Origin of the sequence: Dokdonella immobilis (assembly GCF_900115085.1) — a bacterium.
Taxonomy (GTDB): Bacteria; Pseudomonadota; Gammaproteobacteria; order Xanthomonadales; family Rhodanobacteraceae; genus Dokdonella; species Dokdonella immobilis.
Genome location: NZ_FOVF01000001.1, coordinates 254,743 through 275,664, shown reverse-complemented (window position 1 = coordinate 275,664; position 20,922 = coordinate 254,743). Strand labels below are relative to the sequence as shown.

The window sequence follows — 20,922 nt, the reverse complement described above, 5'->3', positions numbered from 1 at the left end:
TCCAGTCCTGCAGAGGTTCCTTCGACCGTCCATGAGCGCCGCATCCCTGCAGCAAATGATGGGCCGGGCCACGCAACATCATCGGGCCGGCAATCTCGAAGAAGCGAAAGCGCTCTACCGCGAAGTCCTGAAATCGCAGCCGGGAAATCCCGACGCCCTGCACCTGTTCGGTCTGGCCTGCCATCAGCAGGGCGATCATGCCACCGCCGTCGCCTATATCCGGCAGGCGGTCGAACGGGTGCCCGAACAGCCTGTCCTGCGCAATAACCTCGGCGATGCCCTGCACAAGGCCGGCGATCTGACCGCAGCCGCCGAGCAATTGCAGCAGGCACTGAAACTGCGCGCCGATTACGCCGGAGCGCACATGAATCTGGGCGTGGTTCTTTCGGCAGCGGGCGAACACGAAAAGGCGATCGTCCATAGCCGCGAAGCGACACGACTCGATCCCGAGTGGCCGGAGGCCTGGTTCAACCGCGGCATGCTCGAACTCGACCAGGTGCGGCTTGCCGACTCCGTGCAGTCGTTTCGAAGCGCGCTCGCGCTTCGGCCCACCTATCGTGCCGCGGCCAACAGCCTCCTCTACGTGTTGAACCTGTTGCCGGATCTGGATCCAGCCGACGTTGCCGAAGAACACGGCTGCGTCGCCAATGGACTGTTCGGTCAGGTTCGCGCAGCGACGGCATGGCCCGAACCGGGCGCGAGGCTTCGCATCGGCTATGTTTCGGGCGATTTCCGCGCGCATGCGGTGAACTGTTTTTTCGAACCATTGCTGGCCCACCACGATACCGATCGGTTCGAGGTTTTCTGTTATTCCGATGTGCCCCACGCCGACGGGGTCACGGCCCGGCTCCAGGGTCTTGCCTCGAAATGGCGCGACGTGCGCGGAGAATCCGATGAAGCCGTTGCATCGCTGATCCGTTCGGACCGGATCGATATCCTGGTCGATCTCGCTGGCCACACCGAGCATGGTCGCCTCGGCGTTTTCGCCGCCCGGCCCGCACGTTGCCAGATCAGCTATCTCGGCTATCCGAACACGACTGGCCTTTCTGCCATGGACTATCGAATCGTGGACGGCTGCACGGCGCCCGATGGCGAAATGCCCATGGGAACCGAACACCTGCTGCGGCTCGTGCATGGCTTCGCATGCTTTCGGCCGCCGTCCCATGCACCGGACGTCGAGCCCGCTCCGCTGTCGCGCAATGGCTTCGTCACCTTTGGCAGCCTGCACAAGCTGGAAAAGGTGAATGCCCGCGTCATTTCCAGCTGGGCGCGGATCCTCAGGGAAAATCCCGGCAGTCGCCTGCTGCTGGCGAGGGATCAGCTTGACCACTGGCACCAGCGGCGTCTCGAAGTCGCATTCGGCGAACTGGGTATCGCTGCCGAGCGGTTGCAGTTGGTTCATCTGTCCAATCCGGGGCAAAGCTTTTTCCGGATATTTTCCGACATCGATATCCTGCTCGATGTCTTTCCCTGGAGCGGCCACACGATTGCCTGCTGTGCGCTGTGGTCGGGGGTCCCGGTGGTCACCCTGCGCGGGAATACGCATGCCGGACGCATGGTTGCCAGCGTGCTGGAGGGACTCGGCGCCACCGAATTGATCGGGAATGACGGCGAAGCCTATGTCCGCATTGCTACCGCCTTGTGTCGCGATCCGCAACGCCTGCTAGGTTTTCGCGAGGGGCTTCGCGCCCGGATGGAAACGTCGCCGCTGCGCGATGAATCGGGGTTCGTCGCGTCGCTCGAGTCCCGGCTTCAGTCGCTGGTCCGGCAGACGACCTGATCGCTCCTGAAGGAGTGCCTGCACGGCGGAAGGCAACAACCCGGGTCTGCGAGGCGGGGCGGACCAGCGATCGCTCTGGCGTCGTCAGCCCGCACTAGTGGCAGAATCCAGGCCACGCCCAAGCCGCACAAGCCTTTTGCGTGCCGAGCGCGCGTCGCGACATCGTATCGACCCAACACAAGCTCTGGAGCGCCATGAAAGGACCTGGATTTTTCCGTGTCGCGACCTTTGCCGCAGTCGCTTGCCTGACGTCCGTGGCCGCCATCGCAGGCGGCCCCGATGCGCTCCCTCCCGAATGGCGCATCACGCGAGTCATCAGCGCGCCATGGGTGCCTGGCGAATCGCCCCGCATGCCATTGCAGGCCTGGGTCGGCAAGGTCGTCATCTTCAAGGCCGGGTCGGTCGAAGGTCCGGGCGTCCTGCGCTGCGGCCATGCCGTGCTCGAAACCGCGAACTTTTCCGCCGAGAGCCTGTTCCAGGGGAATCTGCCGGCGCCCGCGCCCCAGGCCGCGCAAGCGCTCGGCATCCCCCACTTGCCCGTTGCGGGTGTGAGCCTGAGCTGCGACACCGGCATCTTCGAATTCCATCGGGTCGATTCCGAAACCCTGCTGCTTGCGCTGGACAACCAGGTCCTGACCCTGAGCCATTCGCCCGGGACGCTGGCATCGGCCGACAGCCCCGAGGGTCGGGTGCAGCGGCTGCTCGAAGCCCACTTTGGCGGCGACATGGGTTTCACGCCGGCCAATCTGAAGGGACAACGCCGCTGGTTCAGCCGGGCGCTCGACGAGGCCGTGATGCGGTATTTCGCCAGGCCCGCGCCGGCCGACGAAGTACCGGCCATCGACGGCGATCCCTTTACCGACAGTCAGGAATATCCGCGGCGATTCAGCGTCGGCTCGGCGCGCATGGCCGACGGCAAGACGGGGGTGCCGGTTCGCTTTTCCGATGCCTTTCGCGAGCGGCCGGTAATCTACGTGATGAAGCGCGAGGGCGGTGCCTGGCAACTGTATGACCTGCGCCTGGCGTCCGGCGAGACGCTTCGCGATCTTCTGGACTAAGCATCGACGCGTTCGGAACATGACGCCGTCGCCAGCATTGCAGGTCGCGTGTGCATGAATTCAAAGGGGGGGGCTTAATGAGCGCGAAGAGGCGACAAATCGAACCCTACTGGGCGCCCTTGCCACGCAGGAATCTTGCGCCGCTGCAGACGGCGGGCATCATTCTGCGCCACCTCGTGCCTGCCGCCGGAGTGTTCGTGCTCGACTGGTCCGCTGGCCAGTTCCTCATGCTCAGTCTCTTCAATGTCTGTTTCAGCATCGTCTGCATCGGGGTCGTGGGCGTACTTGTCTCTACCCGCCAGGAGGCGGGCCCCAGTCCGGGTGCCGCCGATGCCCTTGCACTCTGGGCGACGGCGATCCTGCTTGCCCTGGCTGGAAGCATCCTGTTGACCGCGATGTTCGGATGGGTCATCGGTGTGCTGGTCGCCTCCAGCGGAGGAAAGGTCTTTTCCCTCGGCCTGGCCGGTTCCGCCTTGCTCATGGTGATCTCCGCGGCGCCTGCTTCATTTCGGCAATACAAGGCGGATCTGGCCGCAGGACTGGACGAAGAGGAGCGCAAGCGGCGCGACCAGCCGAATGTGCTGGTTCTGGTGATGATGGGGGGATTGGTCTTCATCCTGTCGGGTTATGCCGGCGAATTCGGAAACTGGGCTCTGTATGCGCTGGTCATCGCGGTGACCGGTCTGTTCCTGTTCGGCGACCTGCGTCCGGACCTGATGCGCGAGCTAGTGCGCCCCTTGCACGCGTCCAGACGATGAGTGTGTGGTGTGGTCCAGCTCCTGGTTCTGCAGCAACGGGAGGACGGCTTGCGATGGGAACGCACCGAGCCACTGCAGGCTGATGCCGATCAATCGCAAGCGCATCAGGCCACGAACTACATCGCCTTGCCGGGCCAGGCCTCGAGGTTCGAATCCTTGATCCGCGGAATGCGACTGATGGTCGATTTTTGGCTGCGGGCGAGAGTCCTCTCAACCCCGAGGACGGCATTGCCGGACCCCGAGGCCAGGCGGATACGGTACTCGGCGGCTTCGCCGTGGCGCTCGAGTATGCGTTCCATGGAATGGATCGCACGGTAGCCGGCAGCTTCGACGCGGATCGGCCCGGAGGCCGCGCGAACCGTCGCCCGCAACCGCCGACCAACCGGCCCGGGCCGATGCCGCGGCACCGGCGCGCCAATGATAGATAATGGCTATCCTATGCATCGTTACAAACGATTTTATCTATCGTAGGTGACGCGCCACACTGGCCGTGCACGTCGGGTATCCGCCCGCAGGAGAGGATCATGTCAAACGAAGCAAAATGTCCGTTTTCAGGCGATGCACGCAAATCAGTGAGCGCCGGAGCGCGGTCGATCGCGGACTGGTGGCCGAACCAGCTGAGCCTCAGGAGTCTCAACCAGAATTCGCCGCTGACCGATCCGATGGGCGAGGCATTCGATTATGCCGAGGAGTTCAAGTCCCTCGATCTGCATGCCGTGGTCAAGGACCTGCACGCCCTGATGACCGATTCGCAGGACTGGTGGCCGGCCGACTATGGCCACTACGGCCCGTTCTTCATCCGCATGGCGTGGCACAGCGCCGGTACCTATCGCATCGCCGACGGCCGCGGCGGCGGCGGTTCCGGTACGCAGCGCTTCGCGCCGCTCAACAGCTGGCCGGACAACGGCAACCTCGACAAGGCGCGGCGCCTGCTCTGGCCGATCAAGCAGAAGTACGGGCGCAAGCTGTCCTGGGCCGACCTGATGATCCTGGCCGGCAATGTCGCACTCGACTCGATGGGCTTCAAGACCTTCGGTTTCGCCGGTGGCCGGGAGGATGTCTGGGAACCCGAAGACATCTACTGGGGTGCCGAGACCGAATGGCTCGGCGACAGGCGCTACACCGGCGATCGCGAACTCGAGAATCCGCTCGGCGCCGTGCAGATGGGCCTGATCTATGTGAACCCCGAGGGCCCTAACGGCAATCCGGATCCGATCGCGGCCGCGCGTGACATCCGCGAAACCTTCGCGCGCATGGCCATGAACGACGAGGAGACCGTGGCCCTTATCGCCGGTGGACACACTTTCGGCAAGACCCACGGCGCGGGTGATCCCGGCAAATACGTCGGCCGCGAGCCCGAGGGCGCCGGCATCGAGGAGCAGGGTTTCGGCTGGAAGAACAGCCTGGGCGACGGCAAGGGCGTGAACACGATCACCTCGGGGCTCGAAGGCGCATGGACGGCGACGCCGATCACCTGGGACAACAGCTACTTCGACACCCTGTTCGGCTTCGAATGGGAACTGACCCGTAGCCCGGCTGGTGCGCAGCAATGGAAGCCCAAGGGCGGGGCCGGCGCCGGCACCGTTCCGGACGCGCACGATCCGGACAAGCGCCATGCGCCGATGATGGCAACGACCGACCTTTCGCTGCGCATGGATCCGGCCTACGAGAAGATTTCGCGCCATTTCCACGCGAATCCGCAGGAGTTTGCCGATGCCTTCGCGCGCGCCTGGTACAAGCTGACCCATCGCGACATGGGTCCGGTCTCGCGCTACCTGGGTCCACTCGTGCCGAAGGAAGAACTGATCTGGCAGGATCCGGTTCCTGCCCTCGATCACGCCCTGGTCGACGACACGGACATTGCCGCGCTGAAGGCGAAGATCCTCGCTTCGGGCCATTCGATTTCGCGCCTGGTCGCCACGGCCTGGGCAACAGCGGCGACCTACCGCGACAGCGACAAGCGCGGTGGCGCCAATGGCGCGCGCATCCGCCTCGCGCCGCAGAAGGACTGGGAAGCCAACGAGCCGGTCGAACTGGCCAAGGTGCTGAAGTCCTATGAATCGATCCAGAAGGAATTCAATGCCGCGCAGTCGGGTGGCAAGAAGATCTCGCTGGCCGACCTAATCGTGCTCGGCGGCTGCGCCGCGGTCGAGGCGGCCGCGAAGAAAGCCGGCCACGACGTGGTCGTTCCGTTTTCTCCCGGCCGCATGGATGCCAGCCAGGAGCAGACCGACGTGGAGGCCTTCGCTCCGCTCGAGCCGATCGCGGACGGATTCCGCAATTACCTGCGCAAGGGACTTGCCGGGTCCGAAGCCGAGCGCCTGGTCGATCGCGCCAACCTGCTGACCCTGACCGCGCCGGAAATGACCGTGCTGGTCGGCGGCATGCGTGCCCTGAATGCGAACGTCGGCCAGGCCGCGCATGGCGTGTTCACGAATCGACCTGAAACGCTGAGCAACGACTTCTTCATCAACCTGCTCGACATGGGCACCCAGTGGATGAAGTCGGCGACGGCGGACGGCGTGCTCGAGGGCCGCGACCGCAAGACCGGCGAGCTCAAGTGGACAGGCACCGTGGTCGACCTCGTGTTCGGCTCGAACTCGCAATTGCGCGCGTTGGCCGAAGTCTATGCCTGCAGTGATGTCGAGGCGGTGTTCGTGCGCGACTTCGTGCGCGTCTGGGACAAGGTCATGAACCTCGATCGCTTCGATCTACGTTGACCGTTCGGGCACGGGGCCGCCGCGTCCCGGGCCATGCCACTGCGACCCGGGACCGGAGCGATCCGGCCCGGGTCGAATATGCCAGGGCGGGGATCAGGGGTCGAATCCGTCCGCAAAGATGGATTCCTCGAGGCCGCCACCGGCGGTCGTGATGCAGGCGAAATCCGCGTCATATTCGAGCGCGCCGATGTCGCGCGCGCCATCATTGCGGTCGTTGCCGCAGAAATCGTCCAGTACCTGGGGCGCGGCAACGCCCTGGTCGACGAAGGCCGTGCCGTCGACGAGTCGGAAGTCCGCCTGCGCGGGATCCACAAACCACGTGCTGAAACTGGCCAGGGCCACTTGCGAGAGATTGCCCTGCTGGGTACTGCTGCCGCCGTCGCGATTGCGGATCTGGCCACTAAGCAGGTTGTTGCGGACATCCGCAGTAGTGGCGGCAAATCGCACGTCGATGCCGCTCGTGTCGAACAGCGTGTTGTGTTCGACGCGTGTTGCGCTTGCGCTGTTCAGATAGATGCCGACGTCGGGACAATGCAGGATCAGGTTGTTGCGCATGACTCCGTTCTGGTGTTCCGGGGTGCAGGTGCCGTCTTCGCAGATGCCGCCCGGCGAACTGCCGCCACCGCCGAAGCTGAGCCCAAGACGCACGCCGCCGGTGAAATCGCGCTGGCAGATGACCAGGTTGCGCTCGAACAGACCGTCGCGCGAGTTGCCCTTGAGGAAGGCCGCGTAGCTGACCGTGTCGCCACCGAGCTTCTGGTAGTCGTGGATCGTGTTCGCGCGCACGATCCAGCGTCGGCCGCCGACCACGTCGAGCTTGGTCACCGGATTGGAGGTGTTGCGGCCGCGCGTGTCGTAGAAGACATTGCGCTCGATCAGCACATCATCCGGAAACAGTCCGCTCCCGGGCGATGCCGTGTTGCTCTTCAGCTGCGCATTGAAGTCGCGGACCCGGTTGTTGCGCAGGATCGTGAAGTCGGCATTGCCGGTGAGGTGGAAGGCGTGTTCGCAATCCGAGTCGTCGACGCAGGCGCCTTCGATATCGAGTCCTTCGAAATGCCAGTGCGGTGCGCTGACCTTGAAGCCCTCGGTTGCGCCGCTGGCGTTGGCGAAGCGTATCAGGACCGAGCGGGGCGTAACCGCACGCACCTCGATCGGCTGGGCCGCCGTGCCGGCCGCCATGCAGTTCAGGTTGACGTTGACCGGATAGGTGCCGGCGGCGACGAGGATGCGGTCGCCGGGCATCGCGGAGTTGATCGCCGCAATCAGCGCATTGGTATCGGCGACCGGTACGTCGTTGGCCAGGGCGCTCCCGCCATGGGCGAGACAGAGCATCAGAAATGCCCGGGCGAACCGATCGAGCTTGTCAGCCGAACGTACCGGAAACGTGTGGCCTTTCTCCGTGGTAGACACGTCGGGACCCTGCTTGAGTCTGTGGAAGATGGATTGCCCGCATTTGATGCAGGACCGGAAGCGCCCATGGCCTCGCCTGGACTCGCCAGCGGCAGCCTGGCATGGCCGTGGACACGAATCCGGGGCGTCCGTCGCATTGCACTCGGCGAACGGGCCCGACCTTTCGCGCTACTTGAGGACAACCCTCAATTTGCGCAGATTGGGCTTGTCGTCATCGCCGGCAAGCACGCTGACGCTGCGAACCAGTTCTGCGCGCGCCAGCATTCCGTCGATCGAGGCGAGCGCCTCGGGCGAATTGCCGGAAAAATGCAGCTCGAGGATCTGGCCCCGACAATGCTCCGGGGATGTCATCGGCTCCTCTTCCAGCGGCGCAAAATAGGCCAGGGCGACGCCGGCTGGCGAATTGCCGAGGATGTAGCTCGACAGATCGACCAGTCGTGCGGGCATTACGCTGCACGACGCCGGCCCGCCGTTCGCCTCTGCGAGCCCGGCCGCGTTCGCCGCAGGCAGGTCGGCTTCGGTCAGTGGATCCGCAGGGGCATGTGGCTGCGCCGGAATTCTCTTCCAGCTCGCCCGACTGGAAGTGCGAATGGTGTTGTTGGCTTCACCCCAGATGTGGAACGACTTGAGGTTGTAGACCACATTCTTGACCAGCAGGTCACCGCTGCGATCGCGTGCCAGCCAGATCTCCGTTTCGTGACTACCGCCATCGGCATCCGCGCGGTAGCTGGTTGGCTGCGGTCGCGTGCGCATCCAGTTCTGCTCGCAGGCGTAGCGGACGACGCCGGCAAACACCGGTGCCGGTGGCCCGAGTTCGGCGACCGCCTCGAGAAAGCCGTCGTGGTCCCAGGAACGTTCTCCGGCCAACTTGCCGCGCAGCACCAGTTCCCGCCAGCGCGCGTAATCGCCCGGATTGTTCTCGCGTTCGGCCGCTGCCCACTTCTGCAATCGTTCGCGCGGTACGACCCACCAGGCCTCGGTGGAAGTCACGCCCCGCTTGAAGGTCAGTACGATGGGCAGCCCATGCGAAGCGGGAGGTCTCCGGTCGGTGATGGCCCTGGCGAGCGGGCTGCCGGCGAGGTCATAGCTGCCGTCGAGGTCGGGGCATTGCGGGTTGGATGGATCGGGCTGCCCGGCTGCTTCCGGCTTGAAATCCGACGGTGGCCTGTCGCCCAGGCAGGCGACCAGTACCGAGCAGATCGCCGCGATCAGAATCAAACGAAAACGGACCATCGGGGACCTTTCCTGCCACTGCTTCCGATGTCCGCAAGCGTACAACAGCCGCTGCCGTCCAAATCGGCTTGCGCAACCGGCGTATGCTGGCAGTACGGACCGTTGTAGCGTCATCGACAGGTTCATCGCCCGCTGCAAATCGGCTGCCTGGCAATCCCGAACGGACAATTGCTGCTTCGAAACGACCGGAGTTCCAATGAATGCCAACATCGAGGAAATCCTCGCTCGCATGCGAGCGCTGGAAGAGGAACTGCAGGCCGAGTTCGCGAAGAAGCGCGAGGAATTCGGATTCCTGGTCGAGAACAAGCGCGTTCGTTTTGCCCGCGAGGTGCTCGAAAAGCAGCGGCTTGCGCGGCTCGGGCTCTGGCGCTTCCTGCGCCACAGCCGGATCAGCGTCGCCCTTACCGCACCCTTGATCTACGCCGGTTTCATTCCGTTCCTGCTGATGGATCTGTTCGTCACCGTCTACCAGCGGATCTGCTTTCCGATCTACGGCATTCCGCGGGCCCGTCGTTCCGATTACATGGCCTTCGATCGTGGTGACCTTCCGTATCTCAATGCGATCGAACGCTTCAACTGCTTCTATTGCTCGTATGGCAATGGCGTCGCCGCCTATCTGCGCGAAGTGGCAGCCAGGACCGAACAGTACTGGTGCCCGATCAAGCACGCCCGCCGTATCGTCGCCACGCACGAGCGCTATCCGCGCTTTTTCGAATTTGGCGATGCCGAGGCCTACCGGAAGGGCCTGGAGCGCATCCGCGCCAGCGTGGGTGAAGGACAGACAGGGGACGCGGCGGGAGCAACCTCCGCAAAGTCCTGAAGAATGGTCGAGCCGGCGGATGTCCTCGTGCCGCAGGTCGGAGACATGGACGACGACCGCTGCCGATCCTGGCCGGTGGGTGCCATGGCATGTTTCCGAAGCCCCACGTTGCGACAACACCCGCCATGAAGTCGGTGCGTGCGAATCCGACGGCATCGAAAGCGGAGGGCCTGCGGCGACCGCGATTCGGACCGCGCTGGCGGGCTATCCTTCATAGTCGGCGAACCAGACTGGCCGATGATCCCCCCGCAACGAGCGCAAGCCCATGTCCACGACCCCACGAACCCTTTCCCGTTCCCGCAGCGACCGCGTGCTTGCCGGCGTCATGGGTGGCATCGCCCGCCGCTTTGGCTGGAACTCGACCCTTGTCCGCGTGCTGTTCGTGATCATTTCGGTGATCTCGGCCGCGTTTCCCGGCATCCTCGTCTACCTGATCCTGTGGCTGCTGATTCCTGAAGAAGGCCGCTGAACGGGCTGGCCTCGAGCAGCCGGAACAAAAAAGCCCGGCCGAAGCCGGGCTTTCATGATGGTGGAGCGGATGGGGATCGAACCCACGACCTTCGCATTGCGAACGCGACGCTCTCCCAGCTGAGCTACCGCCCCTTGAAACTGTTCGCCCGGCCGGATCGTGACGATCGGGACCGATCCGGCTGCGAGCGCGGATCATAGCGAATGCACCCGATGCCGCCAAGCAAGCGTTTGGCATTCAGGTCTGCTCGAGGCGGTTCATCAGGGCGTCGTGCAGGAGGGAACGGCGCCAGCCTTCGAGCGCCGCGGGCCATTTTCTGGAAACGTAGAGAGTCTCGAGATGGCGGCGCGAACAAAGCAGCCCTTCCGGGATATCGAGTCGGCTGGCCTGTTCGACGACGAATTCCTTGAGTGAGCGGATCATCCGGCGTTCCTCAGCGTCGGCCTGTGGCGGGATCGGGTCGAAATCCAGTTCATGGTCCTCGAGCGGGCGCCTGAGCAGATCCAGCAGTTCGGTCCGCTCCGGCCCCCGCAGCGCGCGCAGGCCCCTGCTGCGCTCGAGCAGGTCGGCGCTGTCGTGTGGCGGGTTCGAGCTGAAATCGAGCAGTCGCGGGTCGTCGAGGATCCACGGGCGCGGCTTGTCGATGCGGCGCGCAGTGGCGTCGCGCCACAGCAGAAGCCGGCGCAGCATGGCCTGCTGTTGCCGGGGCCAGTCGGCGGCACCGCGATAGCCGGCTTGCGGTTGCGGATCCGGTTCTCGGCGGCGCGCGCGATCGAGCATGCGCGCGCAATCCTCGGCGTGCCATTCGGCGAACCCGCGTACACCGAGCCTGGCCGCAAGATCGGCGTGCAGGACGGGCAGGTGGATCACGTCCTGGGCCGCGTATTCGAGCTGTTGCGGACTGAGCGGACGCTGCAGCCAGTCCGAGCGGGTCTCGCCTTTGGGCAGGTCGACGCCGCAGACGGCCAGGACGAGCTTCTGGTAGCCGAGCCCGGCACCGAGTCCACAGAAGGCGGCGGCAATCTGGGTATCGAAAAGGGTGCCCAGGCTGTCCGGCAGAAGCGGACTCAGCGCATCGAGGTCCTCACTGGCGCTGTGCATGATCGAGACGGTCTGAGGGTCGCCCAGGCGCGTCGACAGGTCCGCAAGGTCGAGAGCCGCGAGCGGATCGACCAGGGCCACGTGGCCGTCGATCTCGATCTGGACCAGGGCCAGGCGGGGCGCGAAAGTGTCGGTGCGCATGAATTCGGTATCCAGGCCGATGAGTCGACCGGGGCGCCGGTTGAATTCCTGCAGGGTTTCGGTACGGTCGATCCAGGCTGCCAATGTGCGCCTTCCTGTTGCAGTTGCGGGGGATGAATGGGGCGGGCCGACGCTGTTGCGGTGGCCTCCTGCGATAGCCTAAGGTGCGGAAACGCTGCTGTCAGCCCTCAAGTTCGCCCGCATGCCCGGTACCGAGAACGTCAACAAGCAACGCAACATCGGCGGAGCGCTGGGCATCGTCGTGCTGTTGTTCGCCCTGGCTTACCGGTTTTTCCCCGGAATCCTGCACGTCGAACCGCAGACCCAGGTGCAGACCAGCACGACTGCGCCGCTGACCCGCAAGCCCTGGGTTGCCGACCAGACCGCGTCCCTGATCGTGCGCGACAACGGCGAGCAGCCGATCGTCGGCACCACGCTGGCCGAGGCCATTGCGATGGGGCCGCCGGCCCCCGTCACCAAGGAAATCGCCGGCTTGCTCAAGAATGCACGCAAGTTGGAGGACGAAGGCAAGCTGTTCGATCCGCCGGCCAACAACGCAGTGGGCCTGTATCGGCAAGTACTCGACAAGGATCCCAACAATCCCGCTGCCCTGAACGCCCTGGCCCGAATCGGCGGAGCCGTCCGCGACTGGTCGCTGGCGGCCCTCGAGCGCGGCGACGAGGCCGAGGCGCAGCGCTATGCGGGGCTGTTCGCCGAGCTGCCGCATTCCGAGAATGAACTGAACAACTTGCGCAACCGATTGAGGACCATGCGCGAAGTGATGCCGATGCTCGCAGCCGCGGCCGAATTGCTCAAGCAGGGACGTCTGATCGGCGAGGGTGACGACAATGCCCTTGCCATGTACCGCAAAGTGCTCGGCATCGATCCGGGCAACCGGATCGCCGACGAGGGCCTGGGGCGCATCGAGAGGGGTTACCTCGACCGGGCGTTGGCCGCGGCCGCCCAGGACGATTATGCCAGCGCCGACCGGATTCTCGCCGACGCCTCATCGATCCGGCCGGGCTCGCAGACCCTGCTCGACACCCGCTCGCAGATCGAGGGGCTGCGTCGCCAGCGCGGCGAGACGGTATTGGCCCAGGCGCGCTCGGCGCTGGATGCCGGCAATGCCGAGCTGGCCGACAAGCTGGCCCGGAGTGCGCAGTCGATCAGCCCTGACCTGGCTGGCCTCGACGAATTTGCCGAACGTCTGCGCAATCGGCGGCTGTATGCCAGTTTCAAGCCTGGCCAGGTCTTCAGCGACCGCTTCCTTGATACCAGCGGAGTCGCTCCTGCGGTCGTGGTGATTCCTGCCGGTCAGTTCGTGATGGGTTCGCCGGCCGACGAAAACGGACATCGAGATGACGAGGAGCCGCAGCGCACGGTCAGGATCACGACCGGCTTCGCCCTGGGCCAAACCGAGGTGACCGTGGGTCAGTTCCGCGAATTCGTCAAGGCGATCGGATACAAGACCGACGCCGAACGAGCGGGTACCGGCAGCGTCTACGACGAGAGCACGGGGCGCATGAACGACCGCCGCGGCATCGACTGGCAACGCGACTACGAGGGCAATCGCGCCTCCGACAAGCTGCCGGTTCTGAATGTCTCCTGGAACGATGCCGCCGAGTATGTCGCCTGGCTGTCGCAGCGCACCGGCAAGCGCTATCGGCTGCCGAGCGAAGCCGAGTTCGAGTACGCATTGAGGGCGGGGTCGCAGACGCGCTACTGGTGGGGCGATGGCGATCCGCCGAAGGTGCTGACCAATGTCACCGGGGCCGGTGACCGCTCGCCGACGAAGCGCAGCTGGGGCAAGGCATTCGATCGGTACAGCGACGGCTACTGGGGACCCGCGCCGGTGAAGGCCTACTCGCCCAATCCTTTCGGCCTGTTCGACATCGACGGCAACCTGTCCGAATGGGTCGATGATTGCTGGCACGACAACTATACCCGCGCGCCCCGCGACAGTACGGCCTGGATCAATCCGGGCTGCGCGCGCCGGGTGATTCGGGGCGGTTCCTGGGGTAGCGCGCCGGAGCAGGTGCGATCGGCCTATCGATTGGCCATTTCGGCCGATTCCCGAAGTGCCCGTCTCGGTTTCCGGGTTGCCCGCGAGTTGTAAAGCGATTGAAAACTATCGTGATGATGGCTGCGCGTTCAGAATCCACACGTTAAGCTCGCAGCCGGAAAGCAGGAGGATCTCGACATGGGGCCGTTCGGAAATCGATCTGCGGGTCAGCAATCCAGCCGGCGCGGCCTCAAGCTTTGGCCGATCCTGCTGTTCGGGCTCTATTTCGGTTACTACTACCTGAGTCACAGCAACGAGGCCTCGTTCACCGGGCGCAAGCAGTTGCTGGATACCACGGCGCAGGAAGAGGCGGCGCTGGGGCTGCAGTCCTACCAGGAAATCCTTCAGCAATCGCAGGTGGTTCGCAGCGGGCCCCTGCCGCAGCAGATCCATGGCATCGCCCAGCGCCTGGTCGAGGCCGCACCCAAGGTCGAGGCCTATCTCGCCGAAACCAACGGCGTTCCGGCATCCACCGACTGGGGCGCCTACGAGTGGCAGGTCAGCGTGATCGAGTCCGACCAGGTCAATGCCTTCTGCCTGCCTGGGGGCAAGATCGCGGTCTACACCGGCATCGTTCCGGTGGCGAAGAATTCAGATGGCCTCGCTGCCGTCATGGGCCACGAAATCGCGCACGCCTTGCTCCGTCATGGTGGCGAACGCATGGCTCAGCAAAAGCTGGTCCAGATCGGCTCGATCGCCGCGAGCATGTCGACTGGCGACATGGATCCCGGGCAGCGCCAGATGGTCATGGCCGCGATCGGCGCCGGCACGCAGTATGGTGTCCTGCTGCCGTTTTCACGCAGCCACGAATCGGAGGCCGACCACGTCGGTCTGCTGCTGTCGGCCGCGGCCTGTTTCGATCCGCAGGAAGCACCGCGACTCTGGGAACGCATGGCCGCTCTCGGTCGCCAGAAACCGCCGGAATTCATGTCGACCCACCCCGCCGAAGGCACCCGGATCAGCCAGCTCAACGGCTGGATGAGCGAAGCGATGAAAGTGCGCCAGCAATTCTGCGGAACCACGCCCACGCTGCAATAGGAGCCTTCGGGCCGCTGCACGCAGCGGGCCAGCCTTTGGCTGTCAAAATTCGTTCCTGACGAATTTTTCACTACGAAGGCAGGATGCCGAAGCGAACATCGCGCCAGCGATGGTCCGAAGGGCGCAGGGCGGGACGCCCGGAGTCAACAGTGGGTTCGTCCACGCACCCCACACCAGCAGAATCAAAAAAAGCCCCTTTCGCGGCTCTTTTTGATTCTGGCGGAGAGGGTGGGATATGTTCGGCTCATCCCTGAGCCTCACCCTCCGCGCTGCGCGCTCCGGGCCAGCCTTCGGCTGTCAAAATTCGTTCCTGACGAATTTTTCGACCGGTGGGTTCGTCCACACACCCCACACCATCAGAATCAAAAAAAGCCCCATTCGGGGCTCTTTTTGATTCTGGCGGAGAGGGTGGGATTCGAACCCACGGTACGCTATAAACGTACGCCTGATTTCGAGTCAGGTACATTCGACCACTCTGCCACCTCTCCTGAAGTGGGCCGCGAATGATACGGGCAGCAGTGCTGCCTGACAAGCCGTGACAGACCCGCGTCCGTTGGTTCGTCGCCATGGTGCGGGGACTGGGTGGAATTTCCATGCTGGATTTGCCCCGGTTGCCACAGACTGGCTGGTGACCGGACTGGCATGTTCAGGGCGTGGAAATGAAAAGAGCCCCGTGCGGGGCTCTTTTCTGTTGCAAGGTTAGGTACGGTCGTTGTCAGGCGGGTTTGGCCACATAGGCCGAACACCAGCCCTTGCTGTGGACGGCCTTGCCCGGGAACAGCGTGCAGGGTCCGAATGCCGAACCGGCGGCGCCCTGGTAGAAGTTGCAGTTCAGGCACTCCTGGCTGGGCTTGTGATTCGGGAACTTGGCGGCGTCGGCCTTGGTCGTGTCCTCGACGTAGCCCAGGGCCTTGGCCGTGGCGTCATCGGGGGACAGGTGCGGAAGGTCTTCGGCGCGCGCGGTCTTCGATGTCACCGCGGCCAGCGCGACCGCGCCAATGCCCAGGCCGGTCAGTTGCAGGAACTGGCGGCGGCCATCATTCACGGCGGTTTCGGTTTTCCGGTTGCTCATGGCATTTCCTCGCAGGTTGTCGATCATTCGACGCTCGGACGTTCGAGCTTGGTCAGTAGACGCCCAATTATCCATGAACACACAGGATCGAGGCGAATCGAAACTGCGATTGATTCCTATCCGCGTGGCCTGCGTGGTCCCGGCGCTGAACGGCTTCCCTGCTCGGCATCGATTTCATCGATCCAGCCGGCCACGGAGCCGGGAAATGAATCGGCATAGGGCACGTAGGGCTTGATGTCGAGCACCGGCGTGCCATCGAGCAGGTCGATACCCCTGACGCGCAGTGCGCGGTCCTCGATGCCGAGCAGTTCGACCGCCGACAGACCGATGGGATTGGGCCGGTGTGGTGAGCGGGTTGCGAGGACGCTGCGCTTCCCGCCACCGCGCGGTGGGCGCACTTCGGCTTTCCAGCCCTCGCTGCGGTGGAACCGGAAGATCAGCCAGATGCGCTGGAAGCCCTGCAGGTCACGAAAGGCCTCTACGGGCATGTCGGCTTCGAATTCGATGCGCGCTTCGGAGGTGGTGCCGGTTTCGGTGCCTTCGACCACAGTTGGCTGGTGCGGAGCGTCGATGCGACGGGCATAGGGCGAGCGCACGAAGGCGATGGGTTTCACGATGTGGGTGTTCGATGCGATGGAACGTCAAGGGTAGCGTGTCTGTCACGGGGACCGCACCGGCATCGTGAGCGCGTTGAAAATCCGTCGTGAAATGGTTCGCATGGCCGCCATTCCGTCCTACCATTGCGTTTTCCCCAACAAGGCTGGGCATCGATGAGCCAGATTGCCGTACCCGTTTCCTATGGAGAACTGATCGACAAGATCACGATCCTGGAAATCAAGGCCGAGCGTATCGGTAATCCCGAGAAGCTCGCCAACGTCCGCACCGAACTCGACCTGCTGACCAGAACATGGTCGGCCGATGCACACTCGGCGATCGACATCGCCGCCGAGCGGGCAAAGTTGAAGGCGGTGAACGAGGCGCTCTGGGATATCGAGGACCACATCCGGGTCAAGGAAAAGGCCAAGGCCTTCGATTCGGAGTTCGTCGAGCTGGCGCGCGCGGTTTACTTCCGCAACGACGACCGGGCCGCGTACAAGCGCGAGATCAACGAGAAGCTCGGCTCGACCCTGGTCGAGGAAAAATCCTACGAGAACTATCGCTGACGGGCGGGCCTGCCGCACGCTTTCGGCGCTACTCGCGGTTGCCTGCCTGATCCTGATATCCGCGTTCTGGGCGGTTTCCGGACGAACTGCAATGGAGCGAACGATGCCAGTCGCGCAGGACCGGGCCCGGGCTGCCGAGTTGCGTGTGCGACCGGACCTGGAAAGTGACCTCGGTAAGCTGGGTCTGCGTTTCGGTGCGGCCGTTTACATGCGCATCTTCAAACGCGAGAAGCTGCTCGAGCTCTGGGTGGAGGACACGGACGGTCGCTTCGTCCTGTTTCGCAGCTATCCGGTCTGCGCCTATTCCGGCGATCTCGGTCCCAAGTTGCGCGAGGGCGACAACCAGGCGCCGGAGGGCTTCTATCGGATCTCATCACGCCAGCTCAATCCGAATAGCCGCTTCCATCTCGCTTTCAACCTCGGCTATCCGAACGCCTATGATCTCGCCCATGGACGAACCGGTGATTTCCTGATGGTGCATGGCTCGTGCGTCTCGATTGGCTGTTACGCAATGGGCGATGATGGCATCGAGGAGATCTACACATTGGCGGCGGCCGCACTGCGCGGCGGCCAAAGCGCATTCGACGTCCATGCGTTTCCGTTCCGGCTCGAGCCCGCGGATCTCGAGGCGCAGCGGGATTCCCCTTGGTATGCATTCTGGAACGAACTCGAACCGGCGTACGCCCGCTTCGAGCAGGATCGACGGGTTCCACGTATCCGCGTCGTTGGCGGACACTATCTGATCGATACACGCTGATCACGCCATTCGAAATCGTGGCCCTGCCTGCACAGGTGGCCGAGCCGTGATCTGGCTCGTTTCTCCCAAGTTCCGCAAGCGGACGCGAGAGGAGTGGGCACAAAGGGGGGCACGTCGACGTATTGCCGACGTGCTCTCGTGGCTAATGATCTCGGCGTTGCTCATCGCGGTCGTCCTGTGGATTTTGCTGGCCTGGTGCTTTCCTGCCTGAACGAATGCGGGCGGGCGTGGTCGGATCGATGCGCGTCGACTCCAGTTGGCTACGCTACACTCCCGGGATGGGCGAAGAATGACCATGCCGGAAACCGAGTGGAGGATCCTTGATGTCCGAGTCGATGGGGATGAGCATCGAGCAACTCGATGACTTGTGCGCGAACTGGCCGGGTGCCACGCGCGCCATCAAGTGGGACGTCGATCTGGTCTGGAGTGTTTCGGGAAAGATGTTCGTCATTCTCTGCACGATCGGGCCCGAACGGGGTCGCCTGAGCTTCAAGGTCGGCCCGGAACGATTCCTCGAACTGACCGACCAGCCGGGTATCTCGAGTGCCCCCTACATGGCGCGCGCCTACTGGGTCAGCATCAACGAAACCCAACACTTCAGCGAAGCCGAACTCGCCAACCACGTGCGCCAGTCCTATGAACTGGTGCGCGCAGGACTGCCGAAGAAGACCCAGCGCATCCTCGGCGTCACCCTGCCTTGATAGGCAACGACCACGGGCGAGCCGAGGCCCTCGTCGGGCGCCGGACCCTCGTCTAGACTAGTGCGCAATTTCACTGTATCCCGAGGTAGGCATGGCTGGTCAGGGTGATTCGCTGCGCGCGATCTTCTTTGCTCTCGGCGCCAATTTCGCGATTTTTCTGGCCAAGCTCGTGGCGGCGCTACTGACGGGCTCCGGTGCCATGCTCGCCGAAGCGGTGCACTCGCTGGCCGATTGCGGCAACCAGATCCTGCTGCTGTTCGGCATGCGCCAGGCGAAGAAGCCGCCATCTCCTGACTATCCATTGGGCTATGGCAAGGCCGTCTACTTCTGGTCGTTCCTGGTCGCCCTGATGCTGTTCAGTGTCGGCGGCATGTTCTCGCTCTACGAAGGCCTGCACAAACTGCACAGCGACGAGCCGCTGCAATCGCCGTGGATTGCGGTTGGCGTGCTCGTGTTCAGCATCATCGTCGAGGGCATCTCGATGCGTGCCTGCCTGGTCGAAGTCAACAAGGCGCGCGGCACCCGGACCCTGTGGCAATGGTTCCGCAGTACGCGCCAGGTCGAACTCGTCGTGATCTTCGGTGAGGATCTGGCCGCCCTGCTCGGTCTCGCGTTCGCTCTTGCGGCCGTCTCGGTAGCCATGATCACCGGCAATCCGTTCTGGGATGCGGTCGGCACGCTGGCGATCGGTGTCCTGCTGATCGTCGTCGCCATTTTCATCTCGGTAGAGGTCAAGGCCATGCTGATCGGCCAGAGCGTGGATCCGGAAACGCGCCGGCAGATGTGCGACTTCCTCGACCAGCGGCCCGAGATCGAGTGCGTGTACAACCTGCTGACCTTGCAACTCGGCAACGATGTCATGGTCTCGATCAAGGCGAAGATGCGCGGCGAGGAGTCCGCGCTGGGCATGATCGCCCAGATCAACGCGGTCGAGCGCGAACTGAAACGCCGGTTTCCGCAAGTGCGCTTCAGCTTCTTCGAGCCGGATATCGATGACGGGGACCCGGGCGAAGGTCCGGATCAGTGAATGCGGGCGCCGATACCTAGGCTGATCCGTGGCTTCTTGTCGAAGATGAAACCCCAGGGCCAGACTTTGACGTCCATGGCGCGCACCATCGGATAGAGATAAGCACGCTCCTGCACGTGGCCGACCCGGGTTCCGGCAAGCACGCCGTGAACGGTCAGGTGACGCCCCGCTGCGTAATCGAGTGGTTCGACGAATCCGGGCAATACCAGCATGAAGCGACCCTGGCTTGGCGCCTCGGGCATCGGTTGCTGGTCGCGATCGAGCGGATAGGCCACCACTTCCACTTCGGTCGTTTCGGTGCGGTTTTCGATAGCGACGATGCGACCGCCCCAGACGACCTCCGCGCCCCGGTAGGCGTCGGAGTTCTGCTGGATGTCGCTGGCGGTGACCTCGACGGCGTGGTCGACGTCCCGGAAAACCGGTGTGGCGCATGCGCAGAGCAGGGCGCACGACACCAGCGCGGGAATCGCAATGATCGGCGCGCGTCGCTTGTCCATGGCTATCGTTCTACCGCTGGATGTCCGGCCGACATTGTCCACCCGGTCCGGGCCCACGTCACTCGCGCGCCAGCCATTCGATGCGGTGCTGCCCGTAGCGCCCCTGGGCGAGCAGGGCGTTCAGCGCCGGCAACAGTTCCTCGAGCTGGCGCTCGAACTTCCAGGGCGGGTTGATGACGACCATGCCGCAGCCATTCAGGCGCAGCGCCGAGTTGTCGGGATGGAGGAGCAGTTCCGCGGCGAGGACCTTGGCGAATCCGCTCCGGCTCAACCAGCGGTGGAAGGGTTGCACCTGCTGGCGCAGCTTGATCGGGTACCAGATCGCATACATGCCGGTGGGCCAGCGTTTGCGCGCGTCGCCCAGCGCCTTCTCGATGATGCGGAATTCGTCGTCCTGCGCCTCGAATGGCGGATCGATCAGGACCAGCCCGCGACGCTCCCTGGGTGGGAGCAGCGCGTTCATGGCGCCGTAGCCGTCGCGCTCGTGCACGGAAAACCTCGCGTCCCCGCGAAACAGCGCCTTCAGCGCCGTGCACTCGTCAGGCTGCAATTCGCAGAGGATGCCACGATCGGATTCGCGCATGACCAGGCTGGCAATCAGTGGGGAACCGGGGTAGTCGACCAGCTCCTCGTGCCCGGCATTCAGCGAACGCACGAGATTGACATAGACGTGCATCAGGGTCGGTACCCGGGTTGCTGCAAGCAGACGCTTGATGCCGTCGGTGGCCTCGCCGGTGCGCATGGCCTCCGAGCCGTCCAGCGAGTAGCGGCCGCGGCCGGCATGCGTATCCATGAAGCAAAACGGCGTCTGTTTGGCCTTGAGCGCCTCGATCAGCCCGATCAGGATCGTGTGCTTGAACACATCGGCGAAATTGCCGGCATGGAAGGCATGGCGATAATTCATGGCTGTCGAAATTCCGGTGCGCCAGCGGCATTGGCAGCCGGTCTGCACGGCCAACATACCGGGTGCGAGGGGCGTCCGGCAAGGGTATAAAAATCAACCCGTTGGCGGGCGGCTGGCGTGGCTGCCGGAGGCCCGACTCGCCGCGCATCCATGCGACCGGATACGCGTGACCAATGGCCATGCATCAGCGGGCGCTTCGACTGGTAGG

20 protein-coding genes and 2 tRNA genes are annotated in these 20,922 nt (G+C 64.0%); 12 read left to right on the top strand and 10 right to left on the bottom strand.

Going from position 1 to position 20,922, the window contains the following annotated elements; translation table 11 throughout:
• Positions 1-31 precede the first annotated feature (31 nt).
• The 3 genes from BM125_RS01195 (at position 32) to BM125_RS01185 (ending at position 3,596) form a co-directional block, all read left to right on the top strand.
• Positions 32-1,780, top strand: a complete 1,749-nt coding sequence (locus BM125_RS01195; protein ID WP_092404065.1) for an O-linked N-acetylglucosamine transferase, SPINDLY family protein — start codon at positions 32-34, stop codon at positions 1,778-1,780.
• Between the two features lie 350 nt (positions 1,781-2,130).
• Positions 2,131-2,838 carry a DUF3828 domain-containing protein gene (locus BM125_RS01190; RefSeq protein ID WP_139224803.1) on the top strand — a complete coding sequence of 236 codons (708 nt, stop codon included), beginning with the start codon at positions 2,131-2,133 and terminating at the stop codon, positions 2,836-2,838.
• Between the two features lie 50 nt (positions 2,839-2,888).
• Complete coding sequence (locus BM125_RS01185) at positions 2,889-3,596, top strand: hypothetical protein (RefSeq protein WP_139224802.1); 708 nt, start codon at positions 2,889-2,891, stop codon at positions 3,594-3,596.
• A gap of 116 nt (positions 3,597-3,712) precedes the next feature.
• Here BM125_RS01185 and BM125_RS01180 read toward each other — a convergent pair whose 3' ends face one another.
• Positions 3,713-3,895, bottom strand: coding sequence for a hypothetical protein (locus BM125_RS01180; RefSeq protein ID WP_139224801.1), 183 nt, complete (start codon positions 3,893-3,895; stop codon positions 3,713-3,715).
• A gap of 225 nt (positions 3,896-4,120) precedes the next feature.
• Between BM125_RS01180 and katG the strand changes: the two genes are divergently transcribed.
• A complete protein-coding gene (gene katG, locus BM125_RS01175; protein ID WP_092404057.1) occupies positions 4,121-6,316 on the top strand; it encodes a catalase/peroxidase HPI in 2,196 nt (731 codons plus the stop codon).
• A 93-nt stretch (positions 6,317-6,409) separates the two neighbouring features.
• Here katG and BM125_RS01170 read toward each other — a convergent pair whose 3' ends face one another.
• Positions 6,410-7,729, bottom strand: coding sequence for a right-handed parallel beta-helix repeat-containing protein (locus BM125_RS01170; protein ID WP_139224800.1), 1,320 nt, complete (start codon positions 7,727-7,729; stop codon positions 6,410-6,412).
• 168 nt (positions 7,730-7,897) lie between these two features.
• Positions 7,898-8,962, bottom strand: coding sequence for a hypothetical protein (locus BM125_RS01165; protein WP_092404053.1), 1,065 nt, complete (start codon positions 8,960-8,962; stop codon positions 7,898-7,900).
• Positions 8,963-9,158: 196 nt separating this feature from the next.
• On the opposite strand from BM125_RS01165, the gene BM125_RS01160 reads away from it, so the two are divergent.
• Both BM125_RS01160 and BM125_RS01155 read left to right on the top strand, forming a co-directional pair.
• Positions 9,159-9,782: a hypothetical protein gene (locus tag BM125_RS01160; protein WP_092404051.1), complete on the top strand. Its 624-nt coding sequence runs from the start codon at positions 9,159-9,161 to the stop codon at positions 9,780-9,782.
• Between the two features lie 265 nt (positions 9,783-10,047).
• A complete protein-coding gene (locus tag BM125_RS01155) occupies positions 10,048-10,251 on the top strand; it encodes a PspC domain-containing protein (protein WP_092404049.1) in 204 nt (67 codons plus the stop codon).
• Between the two features lie 58 nt (positions 10,252-10,309).
• Here the strand turns inward: BM125_RS01155 and BM125_RS01150 are convergent.
• Positions 10,310-10,385, bottom strand: a tRNA-Ala gene (locus tag BM125_RS01150).
• A 103-nt stretch (positions 10,386-10,488) separates the two neighbouring features.
• A complete protein-coding gene (locus BM125_RS01145; protein ID WP_245778748.1) occupies positions 10,489-11,577 on the bottom strand; it encodes a ribonuclease D in 1,089 nt (362 codons plus the stop codon).
• A gap of 118 nt (positions 11,578-11,695) precedes the next feature.
• Between BM125_RS01145 and BM125_RS01140 the strand changes: the two genes are divergently transcribed.
• On the top strand, positions 11,696-13,609 hold the full coding sequence (locus BM125_RS01140; RefSeq protein ID WP_092404047.1) for a formylglycine-generating enzyme family protein: 1,914 nt from the start codon (positions 11,696-11,698) through the stop codon (positions 13,607-13,609).
• An 84-nt stretch (positions 13,610-13,693) separates the two neighbouring features.
• Positions 13,694-14,593, top strand: coding sequence for a M48 family metallopeptidase (locus tag BM125_RS01135; RefSeq protein ID WP_092404046.1), 900 nt, complete (start codon positions 13,694-13,696; stop codon positions 14,591-14,593).
• A 397-nt stretch (positions 14,594-14,990) separates the two neighbouring features.
• On the opposite strand, the gene BM125_RS01130 is transcribed toward BM125_RS01135, so the two are convergent.
• The 3 genes from BM125_RS01130 to tsaA form a co-directional block, all read right to left on the bottom strand.
• Positions 14,991-15,081: transfer RNA gene (locus BM125_RS01130), tRNA-Ser, on the bottom strand.
• A gap of 227 nt (positions 15,082-15,308) precedes the next feature.
• A complete protein-coding gene (locus BM125_RS01125) occupies positions 15,309-15,665 on the bottom strand; it encodes a high-potential iron-sulfur protein (protein ID WP_175497806.1) in 357 nt (118 codons plus the stop codon).
• Between the two features lie 116 nt (positions 15,666-15,781).
• Positions 15,782-16,279, bottom strand: coding sequence for a tRNA (N6-threonylcarbamoyladenosine(37)-N6)-methyltransferase TrmO (gene tsaA, locus BM125_RS01120; RefSeq protein ID WP_245778747.1), 498 nt, complete (start codon positions 16,277-16,279; stop codon positions 15,782-15,784).
• 156 nt (positions 16,280-16,435) lie between these two features.
• Between tsaA and BM125_RS01115 the strand changes: the two genes are divergently transcribed.
• The 4 genes from BM125_RS01115 to BM125_RS01100 all read left to right on the top strand — a co-directional run bounded on the left by BM125_RS01115 (position 16,436) and on the right by BM125_RS01100 (position 19,313).
• Positions 16,436-16,828, top strand: a complete 393-nt coding sequence (locus BM125_RS01115) for a DUF6165 family protein (protein WP_092404030.1) — start codon at positions 16,436-16,438, stop codon at positions 16,826-16,828.
• Positions 16,829-16,931: 103 nt separating this feature from the next.
• Positions 16,932-17,585 carry a L,D-transpeptidase family protein gene (locus BM125_RS01110; RefSeq protein ID WP_245778746.1) on the top strand — a complete coding sequence of 218 codons (654 nt, stop codon included), beginning with the start codon at positions 16,932-16,934 and terminating at the stop codon, positions 17,583-17,585.
• A 323-nt stretch (positions 17,586-17,908) separates the two neighbouring features.
• On the top strand, positions 17,909-18,286 hold the full coding sequence (locus tag BM125_RS01105; protein WP_245778745.1) for an MmcQ/YjbR family DNA-binding protein: 378 nt from the start codon (positions 17,909-17,911) through the stop codon (positions 18,284-18,286).
• A gap of 91 nt (positions 18,287-18,377) precedes the next feature.
• A complete protein-coding gene (locus tag BM125_RS01100; RefSeq protein WP_092404027.1) occupies positions 18,378-19,313 on the top strand; it encodes a cation diffusion facilitator family transporter in 936 nt (311 codons plus the stop codon).
• Here the strand turns inward: BM125_RS01100 and BM125_RS01095 are convergent.
• Together BM125_RS01095 and BM125_RS01090 are read right to left on the bottom strand one after the other, a co-directional pair.
• The gene (locus tag BM125_RS01095) at positions 19,307-19,810 is read right to left on the bottom strand and encodes a Slp family lipoprotein (protein ID WP_092404026.1); all 504 of its coding nucleotides are present in this window, start codon (positions 19,808-19,810) and stop codon (positions 19,307-19,309) included. The two genes, BM125_RS01100 and BM125_RS01095, sit on opposite strands and share 7 nt — an antisense overlap.
• 58 nt (positions 19,811-19,868) lie before the next feature.
• Positions 19,869-20,714, bottom strand: coding sequence for a 23S rRNA (adenine(2030)-N(6))-methyltransferase RlmJ (locus BM125_RS01090; RefSeq protein WP_092404149.1), 846 nt, complete (start codon positions 20,712-20,714; stop codon positions 19,869-19,871).
• Positions 20,715-20,922: the final 208 nt, after the last annotated feature.